Here is a 25733-nt window from a genome sequence, read left to right on the forward strand (position 1 = left end):
TTAAAGCCGGTTCAACGGCTCAGACCCCGGGCGCGCCGATCGCGTCGAGTCCGGCCATGTCGTCCGCCGAGAGCGCGATGTGCGTCGCCGCGAGATTTTCGCGCAAGTGCGCGCGCGACGACGTGCCGGGGATCAGCAGCACATTGGGCGCGCGGTGGAGCAGCCATGCGAGCGCAAGTTGCATCGCCGTGACGCCGAGCCGGGCCGCATGGGCATCGAGCGCGACCGATTGGAGCGGGGAGAAGCCGCCGAGCGGGAAGAAGGGGACATAAGGAATGCCGTCTGCCGCCAAGGCGTCGATCAGCGCGTCGTCCGTGCGCTGGACGAGATTGTAGGCGTTCTGCACGCAGGCAACCTCGCCGATGGCGCGGGCCTCGGCAATCTGTGCGGCGGTCACGTTGCTGAGGCCGATATGGCGGATCTTGCCCTGCTGCTGGAGGTCCATGAGCGCGCCGAACCGTTCCGCCAGGCTGGTCTCGTCGGTGCTGAAGGCATGGCCGATGCGCAGGTTGACGACATCGAGCGCCTCCACGCCGAGGTTGCGCAAGTTGCCGTGGACCTGCTCGACCAGCGCCGCCGGCTCGGGCGTCATGATCCACGAGGCATCGGAGCCGCGCCGCGCGCCGACCTTGGTGACGAGGACAAGGCCTTCAGGGTAGGGTGCCAGCGCCTCGCGGATCAGCTGGTTGGTGACTTCGGGGCCGTAAAAATCGCTGGTGTCGATGTGATCGACCCCGCTTGCCACCGCCTCGCGCAGCACGGCCACGCATTCGGCGGGATCGCGGGGCGGGCCGTAAACACCAGGGCCGGCAAGCTGCATGGCGCCGTAGCCCATGCGATTGACGGTGAAGCGGCCGAGGGCATGGGTGGTGGGGTGGGTCATTGGTCTATTCCTTGGTGGGCGGCTTTGTCCCGCTGACGATGGCGATCAGTCTCCGCACTGAAGGCAGCCGCCAGACAAGCAGGCAAGCAAGCAGCAGCAGGATCCAGGGCACCGCCGTACCGAGGCCGAGCAGGACGGTCCAGACCATCATCCGCCCGCTCGACATCATGGCTTCGATCGCACCGGCGAAGGGATTGTCGCTGATCGCCAGTGCGGCGATGCCCTGATAGTGGAGGTGCATGGGAGTGCTGGCGAGCTGCACTTGCGCGTCGCTCGTGTTCACCTTGGCATTGGATTTGTCACGCCGCAGTGTCGACGCTTCCTCCTGCAGCTGAGTCCGTTCCCGATCGCCAAGGCCGGGCTGCTTGAGGCGTTGGTCGATTTCTATCAGCCGGGCTTCTGCTTCCGCGGCAGCCTGCGCGGCCTGTGCCAGCTTAGGGGCAAGGTCTTCGCCGGTGATCGTCTGGCTGGAGAGCTGCCCGCCCGCTTGGACGACAGCGGCAACGCCCTCCTTGCCGAAGCTGCGCGCAAGATCGCGGTCAAGCAGCAGATCAAGGCTTGCCCGGGTATCCTCGCCGCGACCGACACGGAATTCGAGACCTTTGATCCTGCACCGTGCAGGTCCGAGCTTTTCGCAGGCGCTAGCGTGCTGTTCCTGAATGGAAGCAACAGCGGTGTTGGGAAGAAGGAAGTCATAGTAATAAGTAAATGCGACCCCAGGGGCCGATTTGGGCGATACGCTGGGAGCTTCATAGGGTGCTTCCGGTGCCTTTTCCGAACAACCGGCCAGCGCCAGCAGCAACGTCAAACCGAGAAATTTGCCGGTATTCCAGCCAGACCATGTCATCTCTGATGCAGCTCCACGTGCAAGATCGGTGCTCAGCTTAGCTTTCGCCTTTGCGAAGTCACGGCGATTTTCTACGCGTCGATCAGTTCCGGATCGAGTTCGCCCGCGCGGTTCTGGATGAACATGAAGCGCTGGGCGGGGTCGCGGCCCATGAGGCGGTCGACGAGGTCCTTCACCGCGGCGCGGCCTTCGTATTCGGGCGGCAGGGTGATGCGGATCAGGCTGCGCGAGGCGGGGTTCATCGTCGTTTCGCGCAATTGCTGCGGGTTCATCTCGCCAAGGCCCTTGAAGCGGCCGACCTCGACCTTCTTGCCCTTGAACTTGGTCGCTTCCAGCTCGGCGCGGTGGGCATCGTCCTTGGCGTAGACCGATGTGGCGCCGCTGGTGAGGCGGTAGAGCGGGGGCTGGGCGAGGTAGAGGTGCCCGCGCCGCACGATTTCGGGCATTTCCTGGAAGAAGAAGGTCATCAGCAAGGTGGCGATATGCGCGCCGTCGACGTCGGCGTCGGTCATGATGATCACGCGGTCGTAACGCAGCGCATCAGCATTGCAGTCCTTGCGCATGCCGCAGCCAAGCGCGAGCGCGAGGTCGGCGATTTCCGCATTGGCGCGGATCTTGTCGGCGCTGGCGCTGGCGACGTTGAGGATCTTGCCGCGGATGGGGAGGATCGCCTGCGTCTTGCGGTCGCGCGCGTGCTTGGCGCTGCCGCCCGCGCTGTCGCCCTCGACGATGAACAGTTCGGTCTCGCCGCTGCCTTCGCCGCTGCAATCGGTGAGCTTGCCGGGAAGGCGCAGCTTGCGCGCGTTGGTGGCGGTCTTGCGCTTGACCTCGCGCTCCGCCTTGCGGCGCAGGCGCTCGTCCATGCGCTCCATCACCGAGCCGAGGAGGGCCTTGCCGCGCTCCATATTGTCGGTGAGGAAGTGGTCGAAGTGATCGCGCATCGCGGCCTCGACCATGCGCGCGGCCTCGGGGCTGGTGAGGCGGTCCTTGGTCTGGCTCTGGAACTGGGGATCGCGGATGAACACCGAGAGCATGATCTCGCTGCCCGTCAGCATGTCCTCGGGCGCGATGTCCTTGGCCTTCTTCTGGCCGACGAGTTCGCCAAAGGCGCGGATGCCCTTGGTGAGCGCGGCGCGCAGGCCCGCCTCATGCGTGCCGCCATCGGGGGTGGGGATGGTGTTGCAGTACCAGCTGTAGGAGCCATCCGACCACAAAGGCCAGGCGATCGCCCATTCGGCGCGGCCCATTTCCTCGCCGTTCGGACCGGCGGGGAAATCCTGGCTGCCGGTGAAGGGAACGGTGGTCACGCATTCGCGGCCCGCGACCTGTTCGGCGAGGTGATCGGCAAGGCCGCCTGGGAACTGGAATACGGCTTCGGCGGGAATGTCCGTCCCCGCGATGAGCGAGGGCGCACATTTCCAGCGGATTTCGACGCCCGCGAAGAGATACGCCTTGGAGCGCACGAGCCGGAACAGGCGCGCGGGCTTGAACCGCGCTTCGGCCCCGAAAATCTCGCCATCGGGGATGAAGGTGACCGAGGTGCCGCGCCGGTTGGGCGCGGCGCCGATGCGCTGGAGCGGGCCGGTGGGCAGCCCGCGCGAGAATTCCTGCGCGTAGAGCTCCTTGTTCCGCGCGACTTCGATGCGCGTGTGCACCGAGAGCGCGTTGACCACCGAGATGCCGACGCCGTGGAGACCGCCCGAGGTGGCATAGGCCTTGCCGGAGAACTTGCCGCCCGAGTGGAGCATGGTGAGGATGACTTCGAGCGCCGACTTGCCCGGATACTTCGGGTGCTCGTCCACCGGCATACCGCGGCCGTTGTCGGTGATGGTGATCTTGCCGGCGGTGGCGTCCGGCCCTTCTTCCAGCGTGACTTCGATGCGGTTGGCGTGGCCGGCGACAGCCTCGTCCATCGCGTTGTCGAGCACTTCGGCGGCGAGGTGGTGGAGCGCGCGCTCGTCGATCCCGCCGATGTACATGCCGGGGCGGCGGCGGACGGGCTCGAGCCCTTCCAGCACCTCGATCGCGGAGCCGTCGTAGGTTTCTTCGGGCCTGCGGGCCGGCAGCTGTTCGAACAGGTCGTCAGACATGGGAACGGCTATAGAACATGCCCGATTCCCGGGGCAATGGGGGTGGGGGGCTTATCCGGCATTATCCACCGGTGCAGGCCTTGGGCCCCTTGCCGGCGCGGAAGGGGGGCGCCGGGGCGAGACAGGACAAGACGGTGCGCGCGCGGGGGAGGCGTCGCTGCGCCGCCGCTCAGGGATCGAGCTTGGCCGGCGCGGGGCTGGCGGTGATGAAGGTGCCTGCGCCCACCTCGCGCACTTCCATCGCGCGAATGGCAACGCCGGACTGCTCGAACCGGAACACGCCGTCGATCCCGATGAACCCGTCAGGCGCATAGAGCTTGGCGGTGGGGAAGAGCGTGCCGGGCGTCCAGCCGCGCGCGACCTTGAGCGTGAGCAGCACCGAATCATAGCCCAGCGTCGCAAGGCGGGACGGCGCGGCCCCGAAACGGGCGCGGTAGGATTGATCGAAGCGGCCCAGACGGTTGTCTGAAACCGCGGCAAACCACGCGCCGCGCAGGGCCAGGCTCTTGGCGATGGCGGCATCGCCGTTCCACAGTTCGGTGCCGATCAGCCGCGTGCCGGCGGCGGCGGGCGCGGCCATCAGCGCGATGCGGCCGCTATCGCCGATCAGCAGCGCATCGACCGGGTGCTTTGCCAGCACGCGGCGCACCGCGCTGGTGACCGAGGTGTTGCTGCGATCGTAGCTTTCGATCGCGGTCACGGTGATCCCGCGTTCGTGCGCGGCCGCGGTGAGCGCGCTGGCCACGCGCTGGCCGTAGGACCCGGTCGGGATGATCGCACCGACCGCCTTCACGCCCTTGTCCTGCGCAAAACCGACGACGCGGGCGATGGCCTGGGCGGGGACCTGGCCGAGCACGAAGACGTCGCGGTCGGCCACGGCGCTGTCGTTCGAGTAGGTGATCATCGGGACTTTGGCCGGCCGCGCCACGCTGGCGACGGCGACCACTTCATCGGCGAGCAGCGGCCCGAGGATCAGGCGGTTGCCATCGAGGATCGCCTTGTTGGCGGCGAGCCCGGCACCGAGCGCGGTGTCATAGGTCGTGATGCGGATGTTGTCGGCATTGGTATCGAGCAGCGCCATCGTCGTGGCGTTGGCGATGGCCATGCCGACCGGCGCGTTGGGCCCGCTCATCGGTACGAGCAGGGCCACGCGGTGGCGGCCGGCATCGGTGGGCAGGACATTGGCGTCCGGCGTCACTTCGACGGGCTTGGGCGGCGGCGGGGGCGCGGCGGGCTTGGGGATGACCGCGCAGCCTGCCAGAAGCGCCAGCGATCCGCACACGACCCAATGCCGGAGGCGCCTTGCCGCTGCCCCACCGCTTCCGAACATCATTGACTTGCCGCTCCCTGGTAGCCGGTCCATTGGTAAGCGTATGAATACGCCCCAAGTAACATCCACGCTTGAACCCGGTCTCTATATAGTTGCGACCCCGATTGGCAATCTCGGTGACGTTAGTCGACGCGCAATTGACGTGCTTTCGCGCTGCGCTGTTGTCGCATGCGAGGATACGCGGGTTACGGGCAAGCTGCTCCACCACCTCGGCATCAAGCGCCCCATGCGGCGCTACGACGATCACGCAAGCGACGGCGCGCGCGAGGCCTTGCTGGGCGAGATGACGCGTGGGGCGGTGGCGCTGGTTTCCGACGCGGGGACGCCGCTGATTTCCGATCCCGGCTACCGGCTGGTGCGCGAGGCACGCGCGCGGGGCATCGCGGTGACGACGATCCCGGGCGCGAGCGCGCTGCTCGCAGCGCTGACCCTGGCGGGGCTGCCGACCGACCGGTTTATGTTCGCGGGCTTCCTGCCGAGCAAGGACAAGGCACGCGGTGACGTGCTGACCGAACTGGCGGCGGTGCCGGCGACGCTGGTGTTCTATGAGACAGGGCCGCGGCTGGTCGCTTCGCTGGAGGCGATGGCGCGCCTGCTGCCGGGGCGCGAGATCGCCGTGGCGCGCGAACTGACCAAGCTGCACGAGGAATGCCGGACAGGGACGGCCGAGGACCTTGCGGCGCATTACACCGCGCATCCGCCGAAGGGCGAGATCGTGCTGCTGGCGGGGCCTCCCGGCGCGGCGGAAAAGCCGGGCGAGGCGGATGTGGACGCGGAATTGATCGCGGCCCTGGCTGACCTGCCGGTGTCGAAGGCAGCGGCGCTGGTGGCGAAGAAGCATGGGCTGGACCGCAAGGCGCTCTATGCGCGGGCGCTGGAACTCAAGGGGTGAGCCGGCAGGAGGCCGAGCGGCAGGGGCGGCGCGGGGAGAGCCTCGCGGCGTGGTACTTGTGGCTTGCCGGCTGGCGCATTCTGGCCAAGCGGCAGCGGATCGGGGCGGGCGAGGTGGACATCGTCGCGCGCAAGGGGCGCACGGTGGCGTTCATCGAGGTGAAGTGGCGCGCGAACGGGGCCGCGCTGGATCAGGCCATCGATGCGCGGCGGCTGCGGCGCGTGGCGCGGGCGGCCGAAGCGCTGGTGCCGAAGTTTGCGGGAGCTGGCGATGATGTGCGGATCGACGTGATCCTGCTTGCACCCGGGCACTGGCCGCGCCACATGGCCAACGTCTGGCAGCCATAGCGCGCCGTTGCAGGAATAGCCGAATGACTCTTCGCGTTGCCGTCCAGATGGACCCGCTGCATTCGATCAATATCAATGGCGACAGCTCGTTCGCGCTGATGCTGGCAGCGCAGGCGCGGGGGCATGAGCTTTACCATTACGACGTCGGCGCGCTCTCGCTCGACGAGAACGACCGGCTGACGGCCATGGCCGTGCCGGTGACGGTGCAGCACGTGCCGGGCGATCACTACAAGGCGGGCGAGGCGCGGCGGCTCGATCTGGGGCGCGATATCGATGTGGTGCTGATGCGGCAGGATCCGCCGTTCCACATGGGCTACATCACCGCGACACACTTGCTCGAGCGGATCGAAACCGAGACGCTGGTGGTCAACAACCCGCGCAGCGTGCGCAATGCGCCGGAAAAGGTGATGGTGCTGGATTACCGGCGCTTCATGCCGCCAACCCTAGTCACCCGGTCGGTGGAAGAGGTGCGCGCATTCCAGAAGCAGCATGGCGCGGTGGTGGTGAAGCCGATCCACGGCAACGGCGGCAAGGCGATCTTCCGCGTTTCGGAAGAGGGCGAGAACCTCGGCGCGCTGCTGGAGGTGTTCAACCAGACCTGGCCTGAGCCGCATATGGTGCAGGCGTTCCTCCCCGAAGTGAGCGAGGGCGACAAGCGCATCGTGCTGGTGGACGGCGAAGTGGCGGGCGCGATCAACCGCAAGCCGGGCGAGGGCGAGTTCCGCTCGAACCTTGCCGTGGGCGGCTATGCCGAAAAGACCGCGCTGACAGCGGATGAGCAGGAAATCTGCGCCGCGCTGGGGCCGGAGCTCAAGCGGCTGGGGCTGATCTTCGTCGGCATCGACGTGATCGGCGGCAAGTGGCTGACCGAAATCAACGTGACTTCGCCGACGGGGATTGTGGCCATCGACCGGTTCAACGGGACCGATACGGCGGGGATGATCTGGGATGCGATCGAGGGGCGGGTTTAGTCCGCACCAAACCGCCGTCCCGTCTGCGGCAGGCCACCTCCCCATTTGTGCTGCGCAAAAATGGGGAGGTCTTTGAGGGCTAGGCCTGCTCCGAGAGCCACTGCTCCAGATACTTGATCGAATAGTCCCCATCGAGGAAGTGGGGGTCGGTCAGCAGCTTCTGGTGGAGCGGGATCGAGGTCTTCACCCCGCCGATCACCATTTCCTCCAGCGCGCGCTTGAGGCGCATGATGCAGCCTTCGCGGGTGCGGCCCGAGACGATGAGCTTGGCGATCATCGAATCGTAGTAGGGCGGGATCTTGTAGCCGGCGTAGAGCCCGCTATCGACACGCACGTGCATGCCGCCTGCGGCGTGGTAGCTGGTAACGAGGCCAGGCGAGGGGGCGAAGGTGAACGGGTCTTCCGCGTTGATGCGGCACTCAATCGCGTGGCCCTTGAACTCGATCTCTTCCTGCTTGACCGAGAGCGGCTTGCCGTCGGCAATGCGGATCTGCTCGCGCACGAGGTCGACGCCGGTGATCGCCTCGGTGACGGGATGCTCCACCTGCAGGCGGGTGTTCATCTCGATGAAGTAGAACTCGCCGTTTTCCCAGAGGAACTCGATCGTGCCCGCGCCGCGATAGCCCATGTCGGCCATGGCCTTGGCGACGATGCCGCCCATGCGGTCGCGCTCGGCGGCGGAGATGACGGGAGAGGGCGCTTCTTCCAGCACCTTCTGGTGGCGGCGCTGCAGCGAGCAATCGCGCTCGCCCAGATGGATGGCGTTGCCGTTGCCATCGCCGAAGACCTGGAATTCGATGTGGCGCGGATTGCCGAGGTACTTCTCGATATAGACGGTGGCATCGCCGAACGCGGCCTTGGCTTCGCTGCCGGCCTGCTGGATCAACGTTTCGAGCTGGTCAGGGCCGGTGCAGACCTTCATGCCGCGCCCGCCGCCGCCCGAAGCGGCCTTGATGATCACCGGATAGCCGGCGGCCTCCGCAATGGCCTTGGCTTCCTTGATATCGGAAACCGCGCCGTCAGACCCCGGGACGAGCGGGAGCCCGAGCGCGCCGGCGGTGCGCTTGGCCTCGATCTTGTCGCCCATGGTGCGGATATGTTCGGGCTTGGGGCCGATCCACGTGATGCCGTGGGCTTCGACGATCTCGGCAAACTTGGCGTTTTCCGAGAGGAAGCCGTAGCCGGGATGGATCGCGTCGGCATGGGTGATTTCTGCCGCGGAAATGATCGCGGCCATGTTGAGATAGCTGTCCTTCGCCGCAGGCGGGCCGATGCAGACCGCATGGTCGGCAAGGCGCACGTGCATGGCGTCGGCGTCCGCAGTGGAGTGCACCGCGACCGTCTCGATCCCCATCTCGTGCGCGGCGCGGTGGATGCGCAGCGCGATCTCGCCGCGGTTGGCGATCAGCAGGCGGGAAATGGCCATGGGTTGCGCGCGCTCAGGCGATAACGACGAGCGGCTGGTCGAATTCGACCGGCTGCGCGTTTTCGACGAGGATCGCGGTGATCTTGCCGCCGGTGGGCGCGGTGATCGGGTTCATCACCTTCATCGCCTCGACGATGAGCAGCGTGTCACCGGCCTTGACCGTGGCGCCGACCGAGATGAACGGCGCAGCGCCCGGTTCGGGGGTGAGATAGACGGTGCCGACCATCGGCGAACGCAGCGCGTTGGCGTGCGTTTCGGCGGCGGGCGCAGCGGGCGCTTCGGCAGCAGCAGGAGCAGCGGGGGCCGGCGCGGCAGCGGGGGCGGGCGCATAGCTCATCACCGGGGCGGCTGTGATCGTGCGCGCGACGCGAATCTTGCGCGTGCCGTCCTCGACCTCGATCTCGGTCAGGCCGGTATCGGAAAGCAGTTCGGCCAGTTCGCGCACCAGTGCGCTGTCGATGGCCATATTGGCGCCCTCGTCGCCGCGGTCATGCCCCATTATGTTGTCCTCGCGGGAATACGTATCGAAAGCGGGTTCCATGCCCGCCGCGCTGCGCAGAGGCAAGAAAAACCGGCGGGGCGGGCGTGGAAAAGCCCTTTTGGCCCCTCAGAGGCGGTGTGCGCCTTCCAGCGCGAGGAGGTAGCTGACGGGGCCGAACCCGGCGATCGTCGCCTTGGCCGCCATGCCGACATAGGATGTGTGGCGGAACGCCTCGCGCGTGTGCGGGTTTGAAAGGTGGACCTCGATCACGGGCGTGCGGATCGCCTTGATCGCATCGTGCAGGGCAATGCTGGTGTGGGTGAAGGCGCCGGCGTTGAGCAGCACCGCCTTGGCGCCGACCGCCTGCGCCTCGTGCAACCAATCGACGAGATGGCCTTCGTGGTTCGACTGCCTGAGATCGATCTCGAGCCCGAGTTCACGGGCGCGGTCTTCCAGCATGCCGGCGATGTCATCCAGCGTGGCCGAGCCATAGATCTCAGGCTCGCGCGTGCCGAGCAGGTTGAGATTGGGGCCGTTGAGGACGAAGACGATGTCGGACATGGCGGGCTCCGCGCGGGGAACAAGGGTTTTGCGTGGGAGCCCTGATAGAGCGTGAGCCTGCCCGCGCAAGCCCCCGGCCAGTCAGCCCTTTCTCCGTCAGCTCCTGCCTCTCAGCCCTTGCCGTTATCCGCCATCGGCGGCGGGGGCGGCGGATCGCCGGCGTCGTCGATCGATGCGGCGGGATCGTCGCCGCCGGGATTGTCGTCGTTCTGCATCACCGGTTCGGGCTGCGCAACGGCCTGCGGCTGGTTCGACACGGCGAGCGATTCGGCGGCCTTGGCCTTCTTCTCGGCGGCATCGGCCTTGGCCTCGACCGCGGCGACCCGCTCCTCAAGCGCGTTGACGCGGTCCACATCGCAGCCGGAAAGGAGCAGCGCCAGCGCGGTGGCGCCGCCGACAAGCGCGATGCGGCGGGACGGGAGCCTGCGGGCGAAGAGGAGGTGGTGTGCGTCCATGCTGCTGAGGGTCATAGCAGGCAAACCTTACCCGAAACTAACCAAGCAGGTGACCTTCACGCATCCGTGCCGCGCACCTTGCCCCATTGGCGCGCCGCAGTGTAGCCGAGATAGGCCGTGCCGAAGAGCGCATAGAGCGGTTCGGGCAGGCCGGCGAAATAGGCGGTCATCGCCTCGGTCATCCCGCGCGCGGCGGCGGGACGCACGGCCGCGAGCAGGCCGAGCGGGATTGCCCAGAGAATCATCGCGTACATGACGTAGAGAAATGTCGGCCGGGCGACCGCGACATAGCGGCGGGTGGACGGCGCGAGATCGGGCGCAAGGGGAGGCTTGGCGGGCTCGGATGGCATGTGGGCGCGTCCTTTCGGCAGGGGGCGGGGACGCTGGTCCATATAGCGGCAAAAACCGATGTAGGAAAATGGTTGGCCCCCGCGCGGCAGCGGCCCCTGCGCACAGAATAGCGCGCCCCTGTCCGCTTTATGGCAATGGACCTGCTGCACTGCGATATATAGGGCAGTGTCTGTGCCCGTCAGGTGGTGTAAGCAGGTGGTGCAGTTCAGGTTCGGGCCAGTTTCGGGGGCAGGCATTTGATCGAGGCTTTGCGGCGGGTTTCCTTTGGGCGGGGCGTGCTGGCGCTGAGCGCGCTGGTCTCTGCCTCGTGCCTCTACGCTGCGGCCGAGGACCCGGTCACGTTCGTCGCGGTTCCCGAATCCGGCCCTTCACTGGGTGAGCGCCGCGCGGCGGTGATCGAGCCGATGCTGGCCGACTACTGCTCGCGCTGCCACAACGACTTTGATCATGTCGCCGGGCTCTCGGTCGAGGGACTGAAGGCCAGCGATGTGGCCGAGGGGCGCAACGCCGAGGCCTGGGAAAAGATTCTGCGGCGCGTGGCATCGGGCGAGATGCCCCCGCATTCGAAGAAGCAGCCGGATCCGGCGATGCGCGCCGATTTCGTGAACTGGCTCGATGAAGGCCGCGCGCTTTATGCAACCGCGCATCCCGATCCGGGCGCCGCGCCGGTGCGCCGGCTCAATCGGCGCGAATACGCCAATGCCGTGCGCGATCTGCTGGGCATCGAGGGGGATTTCGCCGCCGGGCTGCCGCCCGACAATTCGGGCTTCGGCTTCGACAATATCGCCGATGTGCTGAGCGTTTCGCCCACCTTGATGGAGCGCTATGTCGCCGTGGCCGGCAAGGCGGCGCGCGCCGCGACCGGCCTTTTGCCCAAACGCGATTTCGTGACGAGCTGGCAGGTGGCCAAGGACGGCTCGGTGATGAACAGCGGCATCCCCGCCTACAACGAGCGCGCCGGAGCCGATTTGCCGCTGGCCTCGCGCGGGGGCACCGCGGTGCGCTATACCGCGCGCTGGGACGGGGCCTATGACATTGCCGTCTGGCTCAATTCCAACACCAACAACGAAAGCGACCGGCTGGCCGAGGACCGCTTCGTGCTGCGCGTGCCGCTGAAGGCGGGGGAGCATCGCCTCGCCGTCTCGTTCCGGCGGCAGACCTGGCCCGACGAGACGGTGCAGGTGGTGCGCAACACGACCGACTATGTGCCGCTGCCGCTGGAGCAGCCGGCGGACCTGCCGCTGGACGTGTGGGTCGACGGGGCGCGCGCGGGCACGCTGACGGTGCCGGCGTTCCGCGTCCACCCGCGCTATTCGCAGCACAATTTCCCGCGCGATGTGCTGCAGCTTGATGTGGCCGGGCCATTCGAGCCGGGCGGCAATGCCGAACTGGCGAGCCGCCAGGCAGTGTTCGTCTGCCAGCCGAGGCGCCCGGCCGAGGAAGCACCCTGCGCCAGGCGCATCCTGGGCGGCCTTGCGCGGCGCGCGTGGCGGGGGCCGGTGACCGAGGCGGACCTCGCGCCGCTGCTGAAGATCTACGCCGCCGAGCGCGCGGCGGGCGGGTTCGAGAGCGGGGTGGAAGCCGGGATCGAGGCGCTGCTCGTTTCGCCGCGCTTCCTCTTTGCGGTCGAGGCACCCCCGCCGCCCGGGCAGGGCGGCAGCGCATACCGGATTTCCGCCTACGATCTGGCGACGCGGCTCTCGCTGTTTTTGTGGAGCTCGATCCCCGATACGCGGCTGCTCACGCTGGCAGGACAGGGCAAGCTGAGCCAGCCGGGGGTGCTGGCGGCCGAAATCGCGCGCATGCTGGCGGACCCGCGCGCCGAGGCTCTGACCGAGAACTTTGCCGGACAGTGGCTCTACTTGCGCAATCTCGACCAGCAGCGGCCCGATATCACCGCCTATCCGGACTTCGATGTGCCGCTGCGCAGCGCGATGGCGACCGAGACGCGGATGTTCTTTGCGCATGTGCTCAGCGCCAACCGGCCAGTTACCGATTTCATCCGGGCGGACTACACCTTCCTCAACGAGCGGCTGGCGCGGCACTACGGCATCGGCGGGGTGCGCGGGCCGGCGTTCCGCAAGGTCACGCTGGCGGCGGATACGCCGCGCGGCGGGCTGCTGGGGCAGGCGAGCATCCTGACCGTGACGAGCTATGGCAACCGCACCTCGGTGGTGAAGCGCGGCAAGTGGATCCTTGACAACCTGCTGGCCTCGCCGCCGCCGCCGCCGCCCGCCGATGTGCCCGCGCTCAAGACCGAGCATGACGGCAAGCTGCTCACCGCGCGCGAGCAGCTGGAGCTGCACCGCGCCAATCCTGCCTGCGCTTCGTGCCACCAGCGGATGGACCCGCTCGGCTTTGCGCTCGAAAACTTCGATGCGGTGGGCGCCTGGCGGACGCAGGAAGCGGGGCAGGTGATCGATGCGGGCGCGGTGCTGGCGGATGGAACGGCGTTCAAGGGTTTCAGCGGCTTGCAGCAGATACTGATGGATCGGCGCGAGGAATTTGCGCGCGCGTTCACCGAGCGTCTGATGACCTATGCGCTGGGGCGGGGCCTCACGCCGCAGGACATGCCGGCGGTCCGCGCGATCGCGCGCGATGCGGCCAAGGATGACTGGCGGGTGCAGACGATCATCAGGGGTATCGTGATGAGCCCGGGCTTCACCCTGCGGCGGGTTCCGGCTGCACCGACCAATGTCGCGCTCGCGGCAAGCGGATGGAGGCCCCGCCGATGATCGTGAAACGCCCCGCGCTCGGCCGCCGCACCGTGCTGCGCGGGCTGGGCACCACGCTGGCGCTGCCGTTTCTGGAGGCGATGATCCCGGCGGCGCGCGCGGCAGAGGCATCGGCAAGGCCCAAGCGCCTTTCGGTGTTCTACACGCCCAACGGCATGACGATGGACGCCTGGCGGCCCGCCACGACGGGGGCGGATTATGCGCTGCCGCCGACCCTGAAGCCGCTCGAGCCCTACCGGAATGACATGGTGGTGGTGAGCGGGCTGGGGCACCCGCAGGCGGCTGCGTTCGGCGATCGCCCCGCGGGCCACGGTCGTTCCTGCCCGGCGTTCCTGACCGGCGCCCATGCGCGGCAGACCGAAGGCCCGGATATCCGCTGCGGCGTTTCGATGGATCAGGTCTTTGCCGCGCAGCTGGGTGAGGCGACGACGATCCCCTCGCTCGAACTGGGGATCGATCAGGCGAGCCTGCTGGGCAGCTGCGACATCAACTATTCCTGCGCCTATACCAACGGCATCTCGTGGCTGACGCCGACGGTGCCGCTGCCGGTCACGGCCAATCCGCGTGACGTGTTCGAACGCCTGTTCGGCGATGGCGAGGCGCTCGATCCCGCCAGCCGGCTGGCGCAGGCGCGGCGGCAAGCCTCGATCCTCGATTATGTGCGCGAGGATGCGGCGCGGCTTTCGGGGCGGCTCGGGGCGGACGACCGGCGCAAGCTCGACGAATACCTCGACGCGACGCGCGCCATCGATAAGCGCATCCAGCGCGCGGCGGCGGGTCCGCAGGCGGAGGCGGGGAGCTTCGCGCAGCCGGCGGGCATTCCCGCGGACTTTGCCGAGCATGTGCGGCTGATGATCGACCTGCAGGTGCTGGCGATGCAGGCGGACCTCACGCGCGTCTGCACCTTCATGCTGGGGCGCGAGATTTCGAACCGGACCTATCCCGAAATCGGGGTGCCGGATTCGCACCACATGCTGAGCCATCACGGCAAGAACCCCGACAAGCTGGCCAAGCTGGCGGTGATCAACCGCTATCACATGGAATTCTTCGCCTATGCGCTGAAACGGCTGAAGGAAACGCGCGACGGGGCGGGATCGCTGCTCGACACGACGCTGGTGATCCGGGGCAGCGCGTTCGGCGATTCCAACGAGCATGATTTCATGGACCTGCCCGTGATCGTGGCGGGCGGACTTGTTCAGGGCGGGCGGCATCTGGCCGTGGCCAAGGGCACGACAATGTCGAACCTGCTGCTGGCGGGGCTCAATCTGCTGGATGTGCCGGCGACGCGGTTCGGCGACAGCACCGGGCCGCTGGCGGGCCTTGCCCGTGCGTAGGCTGGCCGCGCTGCTGCTGGCGTTCGCGCCGCTGTCGGCCCTAGCGCACACCGGGGAGGACATCGCCCGCGCGATAGCGGCAGATGACGCAGCCGCCCTCGGCGCGGCGCTGGCGCATGGCGGCGATGCCAACGCCGTGTTCGATTATGGCGAGACAGCGCTGGCCCGCGCGGTCGAGACGCAGGATCCGGCGCTGGTCGATCTGCTGCTGAAGGCGGGTGCCAGGCCCACGCGCGCCGATGCGCTGGGCCTCACCCCGCTGCTGCTCGCCTGCGAGCGCGGCAACGGCGCGATTGTCGCGGCGCTGCTGGCCGCGGGGGCACCGGCCGATCAGACGAACAGCGACGGCGTGACACCGCTGGCCATGTGCGCGCGGTTTGCCGATGGGGACGCGGTGCGCGCCCTGCTGGCCCGCGGCGCGGTGCCGGACAGCGTGGATGCGCGCGGGCAGACGCCGCTGATGTGGGCGGCCTCGGCCGGGCGGCAGGATGCCGCAGCGTCGCTGCTGGCGGCTGGCGCGAACGTCAATCGCGCCACCTCGGGCGGCTTCACCCCGCTGTTCTTCGCGCTGGCGAGCGGCAAGGCCGAAGCCGCTTCCGCGCTGATCGCGGCGGGGGCCGATGTGACCCATCGCGGGCCGGAAAAGGCGAGCGCGCTGCAGATCGCGCTCTACTGGAAGAACTGGGCTGCGGCGGAAGAGCTGGTGCGGCTGGGCGGCGGCGATGTTTCCGAGCTCGATCGCGAAGGGCGGCGGCCGCTCCATGTCGCGGCGGCGGCGGGGCAGGGCACGCTGGTGGCGGCGCTGCTCGAGCGCGGGGCCGAAGTCGATGCGCTGTCGGGCCCGTCGCGGATCACCTGGGTGACCGAGGCCAATTTCGGCCTGCCGCCCCCGCCGGTGCAGCCGACCACCGCGCTCATGGCGGCGGCGAAGGCCGGACAGGCCGACGTGATGTGGCAACTGGTGCGCGCCGGGGCGGACGAGCATTTCGTCGACGGGGCGGGTGTCAATCTCGTGCTCGCGGCGGCACAGGGGCGCAGCGCGGCCGCGCTGGGGCTGGCGATCGAGCTGGCGGGGGACGCCAACGCTGCCGACAAGACCAGGACTACCGCGCTGCACATGCTGGCGGGTGGGCCATACTTCCCCGAACTTCCCGCGATGCTGCGCGTGCTGGCTGCACATGGCGCGCGGGCGGACCTGCCCGATGCCAAGGGCAAGACGGCCTTGCAGGTCCTGACCGACGGACTTGCCCCGGTGCAGGCCGCATTCCATGACGTCTTTCCCGACAAGGCTCCTGCGAGCCTTGCGCTATCGCACTGATTGTTCAGCAGAAGGACCACTGCCGATGACCCGAGTGAAACCGATGCTCCTGACAGCCTTCGCCGCGGCGCTGGTGGCCGGCGGCGCGCTCGCCAGCGCAGCCTCTCCGGCTGAGACGATCGCCGCGCGGCAGGCGAACTTCAAGAAGATGGGCGGCGCAATGAAGGCGCTGAAGGACGAGCTGGGCGGCGGGGCGGACAAGGCCAAGCTGCTGGCAGCGGCACGCACGCTGGCGGCCACCGCGCGGCTGCAGGGCGGCCTGTTTCCGGCGGGGACCGGTCCGTCCTCGGGCGTGAAGACCGATGCGCTCCCGGCGATCTGGACGCAGAAACCGGTGTTCGATGCGGCGGCCGGCAAGCTCGTCGCCGAGGCGGACAAGCTGGCGGGCATCGCCGGATCGGGCAATACCGCCGCCGTGCTGGCGCAGTTCAAGGTCGTTGGCGGGACATGCGCTGCCTGCCACCGGCAGTTCCGCGCCGAGGAATAAGCTGCGATGAGCACGGATACGGCCAGAGTAAAGGTGTGGGACCCCTTCGTGCGGGTGTTCCACTGGAGCCTGATCACGCTGTTCGCCATTGCCTGGTGGAGCGGCGAGAATCACGAGATGGAGCGCCACCGGCAGGCGGGCTATGCGATCTTCGCGCTCGTCCTGTTCCGCGTGTTCTGGGGCTTTGCCGGATCGCGCACGGCGCGTTTCGCGACATTCCTCAAGGGGCCGGGCGCGGTCATCGCTTATGTGAAGGCGCATGATCCGGAAGCGCCAACGGACGGGCACAACCCGCTCGGCGGCTGGAGCGTGGCGGTGCTGCTGGCGGCGGTGCTGGCCATCACGGTCGCCGGCCTGTTCGCGGTCGATGTCGACGGGATCGAATCCGGGCCGCTGGCGGACTGGGTGAGCTTCGATGCCGGGCGCATGGCATCGGAATGGCACGAGGGCGTGTTCAAGGCCGCGCTGACGGTGATCGGCCTGCATATCCTCGCGATCGGCTACTACCAGGTGCTCAACGCGCACGACCTGATCGGGCCGATGATCACCGGCAAGCGCGATCGCGCCAAGGGCGAGATCACGACGGACGTGACATGGTCGCCGGTCATGGCGCTGATCGGGATGGCCGGGGTGGCTGCGCTGACCTGGGCGGTGATGGGCGGGTTCAGGTTCGGCTGAATGCTCTTGCTTTGTCATTCCCGCGAAAGCGGGGGTGACGAAGGTTCAGGAGAGCCGCTCGGGGACAGCCTGGGCTTCCTCGGCCAGTGTTTCGGCGGTCATCACCGCTTCCCACGGGAACACGAACCAGCGCTTGTCCTCGGCGCGGTCGATCACTTCGGCGGTGTAGTCAACGCGCGCCCTGGAGCGGCAATTGTCCTTGAGCACGGCGAACCTCAGGTTGTCCGGGTTGCAGCCGTTTTCCGCGAGCAGGCCGCGGATGTAGACGATGGTGCCGCCGCTGTCGTTGATGTCGTCGACAAACAGCAGGCGCGTGCCGGTGGTGGACTTGTCGGCCACCTTGCCAAGCAGCTCGTCGGCAAAGCCGGGGACTTTCGACGAATGGTCGATCGAGAGCATCGGCACTTGCAGTTCGTGGCTGATGTAGACGGCGGGAACGAGGCCGCCGCGCCCGATGCCGATGATGAAATCGGGCTTCCAGCTATCCGCCGCCAGCAACCGCGAAAGCCGGCGCACACTGCCGAGGAAGTCCTCATAGGGGATGTAGTTCAGCACGGGGGCGGCAGCTTCGGTCATGGCAGGCGTGGTCCGGTTGGCGGGCAACAAGGGACAGCCGATACCGGTTCGCCGCACAGACCGCAATTGTGTGGGCGCTCCGTTTTCAACCGCTATTGCGGGCGGTGGTGGCCGGTGGCGGGCTCTGCCAGGCGAGCTGGGCGAAGACGCTCTGGATTTCGCCCAGCACGATATCGGCGGCATAGCTCGGCGGACGGGCCGCCGCGGTGCACAGCGCCAGCGTCATCGGACGCAGGACGGGATCGGAAATGCGGGTGAAGGACAGGAGGCCCGCGCGCACTTCGGTGACGACATCGAGCGAGGTGAGGATGCCGATGCCGACGCCTTCCATGACGAGGCTGGTGATCATCTGGATGTTGTTGCTGGTGGCCTTGCGATCCAGCACGAGGCGCGTGGTGCCTTCAAGCACGGCGATCTGCTGATGGACCGCAAGCGGGGCCGAAGGCACGACGACCGGCGAGCCGGCGCAGGCGGAAAAGCGCACCTCGGCCTGGCCGGCGAGAAGATGGCCCGGCGGCGTGATGAAACCGAGGTGGACATCGACAAAGGCGCGCACGGTGATGTCGCGATAGGATTCGGGGCCGAAAAACACGCCGAAATCGACCTCGCCGGTGGCGATCATGCGGCGCACGGCATCGTTGGCGGCAACTTTCACTTCGATGGTGATGCCGGGGTAGCGGCTCTGCAGCGAGCGGATCGCGGCAGGGATCAAGCCTTTGGCCAGCGCATCGATCACCGCGATCTCGACGTGGCCGCGTTTCAGCCCGCGCAAGTCCTCGATCTGGGCGCGCACTTCGCCAAGGCTCTTCTGCCAGCGCCCGCCGGCGGCCATGAGGATTTCGCCCGCCGCCGTGAGGCGCAGGCCCGTGGGCAGACGCTCGAACAGCGGCATTCCGATTTCGGCCTCGACGTTGAGAATCTGGCGGTCGATCGCGGAGGCGGAGACATTGAGTTCGTCCGCCGCCTTGCGGATCGAGCCGAGGCGGCCGACGGCGAGGAAATAGCGCAGGAAGCGGGAGAATGCCGGCACGTCGTGGGTCCTGTCTGGGCGGGGCCTGTCTGGGCGGGTCATGGCCGGGATTTTACCCTGCCTAATTTTCGCAACACCTTGCGCGATTCATTGCAGTTGCGCGAAACAGGTCAAGATCATAATCACGCTGCAGTGCAATAGAAGGGGCGGTAACCTGGTGCGGGGGAGTGCGGAATTGTGGGCCGTGGTGGCGCGCGCGCTGGGCGCGGTGCTGCTGGCCGCTCCTGCTGCACCTGCGCTGGCAGAGCCGGCACTAAGCGATCCCGCGCGCGAGGCGGCTGTCGCCAGACTGATCGAGGAGGCGCGCGAAAGCCCGCCTGCCTTGCGCGTGCTGCTGCGCGGCATGCCCAAGGGCGGCGACCTCCACAACCACCTTGCTGGTGCGATCTACGCCGAGGATTTCCTGACCTGGGCGGACGAGAAGGGCTTCTGCGTCGATGCCGGCGGGCTGAGTGTGGAGCCGCCGCCGTGCCCGGCCGAGCGGCGGATCACCACCTTTGCCGCCGCCCACGAATTTGCCATGGACCGGCTGATCGATGCGATGTCGACGCGCGGAGTCCAGCGCGGAGTGGGGGCGAACGATGCGTCCGGCCATACCCAGTTCTTCCGCTCGTTCGAACGGTTCGGGCCGATGGGCGGCGAAACCGCGAAGATGCTGACGGCGGCGCGGCGCACAGCGGCGGGCGACACCGTTTCCTACCTCGAGCTTGATCACAACACGCTGACGCTGACGTCGGTGGTGCGCGCGGCGGGCGATGCTGCGCTGGCGCAAGGCGATCTGGCGGCGGTCTACGCCGAGGAGGCGAAGGCCTTCGCGGGCCTGATCCCCAAGGCGCGCGCCGAGCTCGATGCCGACGAGGCCGTTTCGGCCAAGGCGATGGCCTGCGGCACGCCGGCGGCGGAACCGGCCTGCAAGGTTGCCGTCCATTACCTGTTCCAGGCGCTGCGGGCGCTGCCGCCGCGGCAGGTCTATCGCTCGCTGATCCTGGGCTTCATGATGGCGAACGCCGATCCGCGCTTTGTCGGGATCAATATCGTGATGCCCGAGGATGCGTGGCTGGCGCGGCGCGATTATGGCCTGCACATGGCGATGCTGCGCCTGCTGGCCGCGAAGTATCCCCGTGTGAAGATGACCCTGCATGCGGGCGAGGTCACGCTGGGGCAGGTGCCGCCGGCGGACCTTCGGGATCACATCGCGCAGGCGGTGGCTGTGGGCGCGAAGCGGATCGGGCACGGCACCGGTATCGCCTTCGAGGACCGGGCCGAGGATACCATGGCGCGGATGGCGCGCGAGGGCGTTGCGGTCGAGATCAACCTCACCAGCAATGCCGTGATCCTGGGCGTGAAGGGCGCGGACCACCCGCTGAACCTCTACCGCGCGCACGGCGTGCCGGTGGTGCTATCGACCGATGACGAGGGCGTGCTGCGCTCGGACATGACCAACGAATATGTCCGCGCGGTGCGCGAACAGGGCCTCGGTTACAGCGATCTCAAGCGCATCGCGCGTGCGGGCCTTGCCTATTCCTTCGTGCCCGGCGGGGCACTCTGGTCCGATCCGGTTGGGCTGGTGCCGGTGCCCGCCTGTGCTGATTCTGCCACACCTTCATGCGCCAAGTATCTGGCTAGCAACGAGAAGGCGCGACTGCAGATGGATCTTGAACACCAATTTGCAACCTACGAGACCGAGCGGCTGGCGCGGGCGCGAAAGGTGTCTTAAGAACGCAACACAAATAATACGGTCCGCCGCTTTGGTGGCATGATAAAAAACGGGTGCGCTTGGCCAAGGGGATGCCGCATAGCGGCATGGCGGCCGGGAAGACTGCCCGATGGTTTGCGGGAGAGGCGCGGTTCAACCACGCGCATCGCGCTCCTCACGTGAGGTGAGGGCGGAGCGCCATTTGCGTCCCAGGGGGTCAACTCAATGCTCTACCCGAACAAACCTGCGCAGTCTGCTGCGCCGCGCGGCCTTGTCAAAGGCCTTGCCCTGCTTCTCGGTTGCACCGCGCTGACCGTTCCGGCTTTCGCGCAGGAGGCCCCGGCCGACGAACAGCCGGCCAAGGAAGAGATCGTCGTCGTCGGCTCGCTTGGCGCACTGCCCGTCAAGGATGTCGGCTCGATCTTCGGCTTCGACAAGAACCTTGTCGAAACCCCGCGCTCGGCCTCGACCATTTCGAAAGAGCAGCTCGAGCGCTTCGGCGTGAGCGAGATCTACGACCTCGTCGCGCAGGCTCCGGGCACCTTCACGAACTCGTTCTTCGGCGTCGGCGGTGCGCTCGACATTCGCGGCACCCCTGGCGAAGTCTACTTCCGCGGCGTGCGCCGGCTCGACAATCCCGGCAACTACCCGACCCCGATCGGCGCCTCGGACCGCATCGACATCGTGCGCGGCCCGGCCTCGCCGATCTATGGCCCGTCGAAGACCGGCGGCTACATGAATTTCGTGCCCAAGTCGGCCCGCGTGGCCAAGGGCAAGTACATGGACAATCCCGAAGGCCAGATCTCGTACACCGGCGGCAGCTGGTCGAAGAGCGTGCTTTCGGCCGAACTGCGCGGCCCCGGCAAGCTCGGCAGCCAGGCGTTCGGCTACAGCCTCTACGCCGAGGTCGAGGATTCGGGCTCGTACTATCGCAACATGAGCACCAAGCAGACCATTCTGCAGGGTTCGTTCGATACCGACCTCACGCCCAATCTGCGGCTTGAATTCGGCGGCATGTACCAGAACTACAAAGGCCAGCAGAACGGCGGCTGGAACCGCCTGACGCAGGACCTCGTCGACAACGGCACCTACATCACCGGTTCCGCCAAGCCGCTCGACACCAGCGGCGATGGCAAGATCTCGCCCGACGAGTTCGATGCGGCGGGTTCGTTCGGCGTGTTCGGCACGTTTGCGTGCGACAACAAGGGTGTGGGCCCGGCGGGCTGGACCGACGCGTGCCTCAAGGCGAATTTCCCGCAGCTTGCGCTGACCGGCGTCGGCACGGCCAAGCTCGACCGCCGCAACACGCTGACCGGCCCCAACGACAAGCTGTGGAACAAGTCGACCACCGCCTACATGGACCTGATCTGGGACCTCGGGAACGATCTCGAGATCAAGAACCAGCTGTTCTACGACGGCTATGACAACATCAACGAGAACGCCTACGGCTTCTCGCAGTTCCACAATTCCTACGTGATCGAGGACAAGATCGTCCTCTCGAAGAAGTTCACCACGAACGTCGGCAAGTTCTCGGTCCAGCTGTCGCCGTCGGTGCGCTACACCGACTTCCTGCACGGTGACGATTTCGACTACGAGTACTTCCACCGTGTTGACCTTACCAAGGGCTATGACGCGCTCTCGACGCGCCTGCTCTCGACCCAGTCGGGCAAGGACTACTCGTCCTACCTGCGCGGCTACTACACCGATTTCGGGTTCGCCGGTCTCACCGACCTCGATTTCGACTTCGGTCTCGATCTGACGCTGGGTGCCCGCTACGACAACATCAAGGGCAAGTCGTCGAGCGATGCGACCCGCACCCGTTCTAAGAACGGCGATGTCGGTCAGGACACCAAGGGTGTGTGGTCGTGGTCGGCCAGCGCCAACTACCGTCTGCCGTTCGGCCTCGTGCCCTATGCCACGATCTCCCGTCAGTCGGTGGTGATCGCCGGGCAGGGCGCCGAGCTCGATCCGGGCAACCTCAAGGGCAAGACGTGGACGACCGCCTCGAAGCTCTATGAAGGCGGCATCAAGGGCTCGTTCCTCAATAACCGTCTCTATGCCGCCGTGTCGGTCTACAAGCAGAGCCGCGTCGACTTCAACGCGCAGTCGATCACAGTGAACCAGGCGGTCGAGACGCGCGGCCTCGAAGCTGAAATGCGCTGGTCGGTGGACAAGCACTTCCTGGTGACCGGCGCCTATACCCGCACCAACGTCTACAACCTGACGGGTCTGAACGACGGATCGCTGTTCAGCTTCTTCGGCGTGGGCGATCTCACCAACGTCAAGGATCCCTCGCTGTACTTTGGTGGCCAGCTGTTTGGTCTCGTGCCGGTTGCGAACAAGAACCAGTCGCGCCGCGCGGGTATTCCGAAGGATCTGTTCTCGGCGACTGCTACCTACTCGTTCGACAATGGTCTCGCGTTTGCCGGCAGTGTCAGCCATGTTCCGTCGGTGTTTTCGGGCCAGTCGCAGGCGATCCGCCTGCCGGCCTACACGCTGGTCGATGGCAGCGTGTCGTACACGAAGGGGCCGTGGCTGTTCCGCGCGGTCGTGAAAAACCTGACGAATGCCAAGTACTTCCGCGCCAACTTCACTGAACTGTTCGGCGGCACGATCGCGCTGCCCGAGCGTCCGCGCAGCTGGCAGGCCTCGGTCGTCTACAAGTTCTGACCGGGCCATGGGCGAGGGGCGGAAGCGCCGTCCCTCGCCTCTTATTTCTGACGTGATTTCAGGGTGACCATACCCATGCGTCTTTTCGCGCGCCTCGTTTGCGCTCTTTGCCTGCTGCTGCCCGCGGCTGCCCATGCGGCTCCGGTCGCCGATGCGGCGACGCTGGCGGCTGTGCGGGCCTGTGCGCCGGCGCGGCCCTGCGCGGCCAGGCTGCCGGTACGCGTGGTCGTCGTCACCATGTTCGAGATCGGCAAGGATACCGGCGACAAGCCGGGCGAGTTCCAGCTGTGGAAGGAACGCCGCCACCTGACCGAGACGCTGCCGTTCCCGCAAGGCTGGCATGATCTGGCCTATGATCCCGAGACGGGTGTGCTGGCGATCGTGACGGGCATGGGCTCGATCAAGTCCGCCACCGCCGCGCTGGCGCTGGGGCTGGATGATCGGCTCGAGCTGTCCAAGGCCTATTGGCTGGTGGCGGGGATTGCCGGGATCGATCCCGAGGACGCCTCGGTCGGCTCGGCTGCCTGGGCGCATTACCTGATCGACGGCGACATGGCGCACGAGATCGATGCGCGCGAAATCCCCAAGGACTGGAAGAGCGGCTATTTCGCGCTCCACAGCAAGGGTCCGATGGACCCCACGCCGCTGGACCCGGCGAACGGCGAAATGTTCGAGCTCAACCCTGCGCTGCAGGACTGGGCCTTTGCCCTGACCAGGGACATGGCGCTCCCCGATGACGCGCGGATCGCCGAGGCGCGGACGGCGTTCAAGGGCTATCCCAATGCGCAGAAGCCGCCGTTCGTGCTCAAGGGCGACAATCTGGCGGCGATGACCTTCTGGCACGGCGCGAAGATGACGCAGTGGGCCAATGACTGGACGAAGTTCTGGACGCGGGGGAAGGGCGAGTTCGTGACCTCCGCGATGGAGGAGACCGGCACCGTCCAGTCGATCGAATACCTCACCAAGGTGGGCCGGGCCGACCGGAATCGCGTCATGGTGCTGCGGGCGGGCAGCAATTTCACGATGCCGCCGCCGGGAGTGGATGCGGCAACCTATCTCCTGAGCGAGAACCAGGGCTATGCCGGGATGACCGCGGCGCTGGAGAGCCTCTATGCGGTCGGCGGCAAGGTCGTGGACGAGATCACAGCGCATTGGGACCGCTATGAAGCGAGCCCGCCGAAATGAGGGTGCGGTGCTGACATGACGCTGACGCTCATCCGCAACGCGGCCGTGATCGCGGCTATGGACGACGCGGGGAGCGAGATTCCCGGCGGCGCGGTGGCGCTCAAGGACGGCGTGATCCTTGCGGTGGGGACTACCGCCGAACTCGCACCGCTGGCAGGCCATGCCGATGTGATCATCGAGGCGGCGGGGTGCGTGGTGACGCCGGGGCTGATCAACACCCACCACCACTTGTACCAGACGCTGACCCGCGCGGTGCCGGGGGCGACCGAGGCTTCGCTGTTTGGTTGGCTGAAGCGTCTCTATCCGATCTGGGCGCGCTACACGCCCGATGACGTGTTCGCCGCGACGCAGCTGGGGCTGGCCGAGCTGGCGCTTTCGGGCTGTTCGCTGAGCAGCGATCACCTCTACCTGTTTCCGAATGGCGTGACGCTGGATGACACCATCCATGCCGCTGCGGGGATCGGCCTGCGCTTTCACGCGACGCGCGGCGCGATGAGCGTGGGGGAAAGCGCCGGGGGCCTGCCGCCGGACAGTCTGGTCGAGCGCGAGGATGCGATCCTTGCCGACTGCATCCGGGTGATCGACCGCTTCCACGACGCGGCAGACGGCGCGATGGTGCGCGTGGGCGTGGCCCCCTGTTCGCCCTTTTCGGTGAGCCGCGAACTCATGCGCGATGCGGCGCTGCTGGCGCGTGACAAGGGCGTGATGCTGCACACCCATCTCGCCGAAGATGCCGACGACGTGGCTTTCAGCCTTGAACGCTTCGGCTGCCGGCCGGGGCAATATGCCGAAGAGCTCGGCTGGACCGGGCCCGATGTGTGGCATGCCCACTGCGTGCAGCTCGACGCGCAGGAGATCGACCTGTTTGCGCGCACCAGGACCGGCGTGGCGCATTGCCCGGGATCAAACTGCCGGCTGGGATCGGGCGTGGCGCCGGTGCGGCGCATGGTCGATGCCGGGGTGCCGGTGGGGCTTGGCGTCGATGGATCGGCCTCGAACGACAGCGCGAACCTGCTCGGCGAGGCGCGGCAGGCCATGCTGCTGCAGCGGGTGACGCACGGGTCGACGGCGTTTGCCGCGCGCGAGGCGCTGAAGCTCGCGACGCGCGGCGGGGCGGCGGTGCTGGGGCGGACCGATCTGGGCCAGCTGGTGCCGGGCAAGCGCGCCGATGTTGCCGTGTGGGACATGGCCGATGTCTCGTCCACCGGCGCCTGGGACCTCGTCGCGGGGCTGGTGCTCGCGCCGCCGGCAGGGGTGCGCGACCTGTTTGTCGAAGGCCGCCCCGTCGTGCGCGGGGGCGACCTCGTGCAGACATCGCGCGCCGCCATTCTCGGCGCGGCGCGCCGCTCGCTCGATAGGCTCATTGCCACCGGATAGGAGACTGCCCGCC

Annotated in this window: 22 protein-coding genes and 1 pseudogene; 12 read left to right on the forward strand and 11 right to left on the reverse strand. The window is 67.3% G+C overall.

Annotated elements, in window-relative coordinates; all coding sequences use genetic code 11:
- Positions 1–19: 19 nt before the first annotated feature.
- The 4 genes from AQZ52_RS10205 to AQZ52_RS10220 form a co-directional block, all read right to left on the reverse strand.
- A complete protein-coding gene (locus AQZ52_RS10205; protein WP_067910040.1) occupies positions 20–883 on the reverse strand; it encodes an oxidoreductase in 864 nt (287 codons plus the stop codon).
- A gap of 4 nt (positions 884–887) precedes the next feature.
- On the reverse strand, positions 888–1730 hold the full coding sequence (locus AQZ52_RS10210; RefSeq protein ID WP_156424896.1) for a hypothetical protein: 843 nt from the start codon (positions 1728–1730) through the stop codon (positions 888–890).
- Positions 1731–1801: 71 nt separating this feature from the next.
- A complete protein-coding gene (locus AQZ52_RS10215) occupies positions 1802–3820 on the reverse strand; it encodes a DNA topoisomerase IV subunit B (protein ID WP_067910045.1) in 2019 nt (672 codons plus the stop codon).
- A gap of 169 nt (positions 3821–3989) precedes the next feature.
- Positions 3990–5102: a penicillin-binding protein activator gene (locus tag AQZ52_RS10220; protein ID WP_240481584.1), complete on the reverse strand. Its 1113-nt coding sequence runs from the start codon at positions 5100–5102 to the stop codon at positions 3990–3992.
- 91 nt (positions 5103–5193) lie between these two features.
- Here AQZ52_RS10220 and rsmI point away from each other — a divergent pair, with 91 nt between their 5' ends.
- Genes rsmI through gshB form a run of 3 tightly spaced genes read left to right on the forward strand, consistent with a single transcriptional unit; the run spans position 5194 to position 7360 of the window.
- Positions 5194–6042, forward strand: a complete 849-nt coding sequence (rsmI, locus tag AQZ52_RS10225; protein ID WP_067910053.1) for a 16S rRNA (cytidine(1402)-2'-O)-methyltransferase — start codon at positions 5194–5196, stop codon at positions 6040–6042.
- On the forward strand, positions 6039–6389 hold the full coding sequence (locus AQZ52_RS10230) for a YraN family protein (RefSeq protein ID WP_067910054.1): 351 nt from the start codon (positions 6039–6041) through the stop codon (positions 6387–6389). Before rsmI ends, AQZ52_RS10230 begins: the two co-directional genes overlap by 4 nt.
- Positions 6390–6412: 23 nt before the next feature.
- Positions 6413–7360, forward strand: coding sequence for a glutathione synthase (gshB, locus tag AQZ52_RS10235; protein ID WP_067910057.1), 948 nt, complete (start codon positions 6413–6415; stop codon positions 7358–7360).
- Positions 7361–7439: 79 nt separating this feature from the next.
- Here gshB and accC read toward each other — a convergent pair whose 3' ends face one another.
- From accC to AQZ52_RS10260, 5 genes and pseudogenes are all read right to left on the reverse strand, one after another.
- Positions 7440–8786: an acetyl-CoA carboxylase biotin carboxylase subunit gene (gene accC, locus AQZ52_RS10240; protein ID WP_067910060.1), complete on the reverse strand. Its 1347-nt coding sequence runs from the start codon at positions 8784–8786 to the stop codon at positions 7440–7442.
- Between the two features lie 13 nt (positions 8787–8799).
- The gene (gene accB / locus AQZ52_RS10245) at positions 8800–9285 is read right to left on the reverse strand and encodes an acetyl-CoA carboxylase biotin carboxyl carrier protein (RefSeq protein WP_067911979.1); all 486 of its coding nucleotides are present in this window, start codon (positions 9283–9285) and stop codon (positions 8800–8802) included.
- Positions 9286–9393: 108 nt separating this feature from the next.
- A complete protein-coding gene (gene aroQ / locus AQZ52_RS10250) occupies positions 9394–9828 on the reverse strand; it encodes a type II 3-dehydroquinate dehydratase (protein ID WP_067910063.1) in 435 nt (144 codons plus the stop codon).
- Positions 9829–9938: 110 nt separating this feature from the next.
- Complete coding sequence (locus AQZ52_RS10255; RefSeq protein WP_067910066.1) at positions 9939–10298, reverse strand: hypothetical protein; 360 nt, start codon at positions 10296–10298, stop codon at positions 9939–9941.
- 41 nt (positions 10299–10339) lie between these two features.
- A pseudogene (locus tag AQZ52_RS10260) lies at positions 10340–10591 on the reverse strand (3TM-type holin); the annotation flags it as partial.
- A gap of 318 nt (positions 10592–10909) precedes the next feature.
- On the opposite strand from AQZ52_RS10260, the gene AQZ52_RS10265 reads away from it, so the two are divergent.
- From AQZ52_RS10265 to AQZ52_RS10285, 5 genes are read left to right on the forward strand one after another with little or no spacing between them, the layout of a single operon-like run.
- On the forward strand, positions 10910–13369 hold the full coding sequence (locus tag AQZ52_RS10265) for a DUF1592 domain-containing protein (protein ID WP_240481585.1): 2460 nt from the start codon (positions 10910–10912) through the stop codon (positions 13367–13369).
- Entirely contained in the window at positions 13366–14703 is a 1338-nt protein-coding gene (locus tag AQZ52_RS10270; RefSeq protein WP_067911984.1) for a DUF1552 domain-containing protein, read from the forward strand. Before AQZ52_RS10265 ends, AQZ52_RS10270 begins: the two co-directional genes overlap by 4 nt.
- Positions 14696–16021 (forward strand): ankyrin repeat domain-containing protein, encoded by a 1326-nt coding sequence (locus AQZ52_RS10275; protein WP_169793736.1) that lies wholly within the window; start codon positions 14696–14698, stop codon positions 16019–16021. The genes AQZ52_RS10270 and AQZ52_RS10275 overlap by 8 nt, the downstream gene beginning before the upstream one ends.
- Before the next feature lie 25 nt (positions 16022–16046).
- Entirely contained in the window at positions 16047–16508 is a 462-nt protein-coding gene (locus AQZ52_RS10280; RefSeq protein WP_067910071.1) for a c-type cytochrome, read from the forward strand.
- Between the two features lie 6 nt (positions 16509–16514).
- Positions 16515–17186, forward strand: coding sequence for a cytochrome b/b6 domain-containing protein (locus AQZ52_RS10285; RefSeq protein WP_067910073.1), 672 nt, complete (start codon positions 16515–16517; stop codon positions 17184–17186).
- A 45-nt stretch (positions 17187–17231) separates the two neighbouring features.
- On the opposite strand, the gene AQZ52_RS10290 is transcribed toward AQZ52_RS10285, so the two are convergent.
- Complete coding sequence (locus AQZ52_RS10290) at positions 17232–17762, reverse strand: phosphoribosyltransferase (protein ID WP_067911991.1); 531 nt, start codon at positions 17760–17762, stop codon at positions 17232–17234.
- An 85-nt stretch (positions 17763–17847) separates the two neighbouring features.
- Positions 17848–18792, reverse strand: a complete 945-nt coding sequence (locus AQZ52_RS10295) for a LysR family transcriptional regulator (protein ID WP_067910076.1) — start codon at positions 18790–18792, stop codon at positions 17848–17850.
- Between the two features lie 157 nt (positions 18793–18949).
- Here AQZ52_RS10295 and AQZ52_RS10300 point away from each other — a divergent pair, with 157 nt between their 5' ends.
- The 4 genes from AQZ52_RS10300 (at position 18950) to AQZ52_RS10315 (ending at position 25720) form a co-directional block, all read left to right on the forward strand.
- Positions 18950–20509: an amidohydrolase family protein gene (locus AQZ52_RS10300; RefSeq protein WP_205626464.1), complete on the forward strand. Its 1560-nt coding sequence runs from the start codon at positions 18950–18952 to the stop codon at positions 20507–20509.
- Positions 20510–20713: 204 nt separating this feature from the next.
- On the forward strand, positions 20714–23158 hold the full coding sequence (locus AQZ52_RS10305) for a TonB-dependent siderophore receptor (RefSeq protein WP_067910079.1): 2445 nt from the start codon (positions 20714–20716) through the stop codon (positions 23156–23158).
- 75 nt (positions 23159–23233) lie between these two features.
- Positions 23234–24343 (forward strand): purine nucleoside permease, encoded by a 1110-nt coding sequence (locus AQZ52_RS10310; RefSeq protein WP_082697778.1) that lies wholly within the window; start codon positions 23234–23236, stop codon positions 24341–24343.
- 15 nt (positions 24344–24358) lie between these two features.
- On the forward strand, positions 24359–25720 hold the full coding sequence (locus tag AQZ52_RS10315; RefSeq protein ID WP_067910082.1) for an 8-oxoguanine deaminase: 1362 nt from the start codon (positions 24359–24361) through the stop codon (positions 25718–25720).
- Positions 25721–25733 lie beyond the last annotated feature (13 nt).

This window comes from Novosphingobium fuchskuhlense (assembly GCF_001519075.1).
GTDB lineage: Bacteria > Pseudomonadota > Alphaproteobacteria > Sphingomonadales > Sphingomonadaceae > Novosphingobium > Novosphingobium fuchskuhlense.

Excerpts from the sequence above, each read along its gene's own strand:
- aroQ (WP_067910063.1), bottom strand. The coding sequence starts at position 9,828 with ATGTCCGACATCGTCTTCGTCCTCAACGGCCCCAATCTCAACCTGCTC.
- AQZ52_RS10305 (WP_067910079.1), top strand. The coding sequence starts at position 20,714 with ATGCTCTACCCGAACAAACCTGCGCAGTCTGCTGCGCCGCGCGGCCTT.
- AQZ52_RS10290 (WP_067911991.1), bottom strand. The coding sequence starts at position 17,762 with ATGACCGAAGCTGCCGCCCCCGTGCTGAACTACATCCCCTATGAGGAC.
- AQZ52_RS10215 (WP_067910045.1), bottom strand. The coding sequence starts at position 3,820 with ATGTCTGACGACCTGTTCGAACAGCTGCCGGCCCGCAGGCCCGAAGAA.
- accC (WP_067910060.1), bottom strand. The coding sequence starts at position 8,786 with ATGGCCATTTCCCGCCTGCTGATCGCCAACCGCGGCGAGATCGCGCTG.
- AQZ52_RS10315 (WP_067910082.1), top strand. The coding sequence starts at position 24,359 with ATGACGCTGACGCTCATCCGCAACGCGGCCGTGATCGCGGCTATGGAC.
- gshB (WP_067910057.1), top strand. The coding sequence starts at position 6,413 with ATGACTCTTCGCGTTGCCGTCCAGATGGACCCGCTGCATTCGATCAAT.
- AQZ52_RS10210 (WP_156424896.1), bottom strand. The coding sequence starts at position 1,730 with ATGACATGGTCTGGCTGGAATACCGGCAAATTTCTCGGTTTGACGTTG.
- AQZ52_RS10270 (WP_067911984.1), top strand. The coding sequence starts at position 13,366 with ATGATCGTGAAACGCCCCGCGCTCGGCCGCCGCACCGTGCTGCGCGGG.
- rsmI (WP_067910053.1), top strand. The coding sequence starts at position 5,194 with ATGAATACGCCCCAAGTAACATCCACGCTTGAACCCGGTCTCTATATA.
- AQZ52_RS10255 (WP_067910066.1), bottom strand. The coding sequence starts at position 10,298 with ATGACCCTCAGCAGCATGGACGCACACCACCTCCTCTTCGCCCGCAGG.
- accB (WP_067911979.1), bottom strand. The coding sequence starts at position 9,285 with ATGGGGCATGACCGCGGCGACGAGGGCGCCAATATGGCCATCGACAGC.
- AQZ52_RS10285 (WP_067910073.1), top strand. The coding sequence starts at position 16,515 with ATGAGCACGGATACGGCCAGAGTAAAGGTGTGGGACCCCTTCGTGCGG.
- AQZ52_RS10310 (WP_082697778.1), top strand. The coding sequence starts at position 23,234 with ATGCGTCTTTTCGCGCGCCTCGTTTGCGCTCTTTGCCTGCTGCTGCCC.
- AQZ52_RS10205 (WP_067910040.1), bottom strand. The coding sequence starts at position 883 with ATGACCCACCCCACCACCCATGCCCTCGGCCGCTTCACCGTCAATCGC.
- AQZ52_RS10280 (WP_067910071.1), top strand. The coding sequence starts at position 16,047 with ATGACCCGAGTGAAACCGATGCTCCTGACAGCCTTCGCCGCGGCGCTG.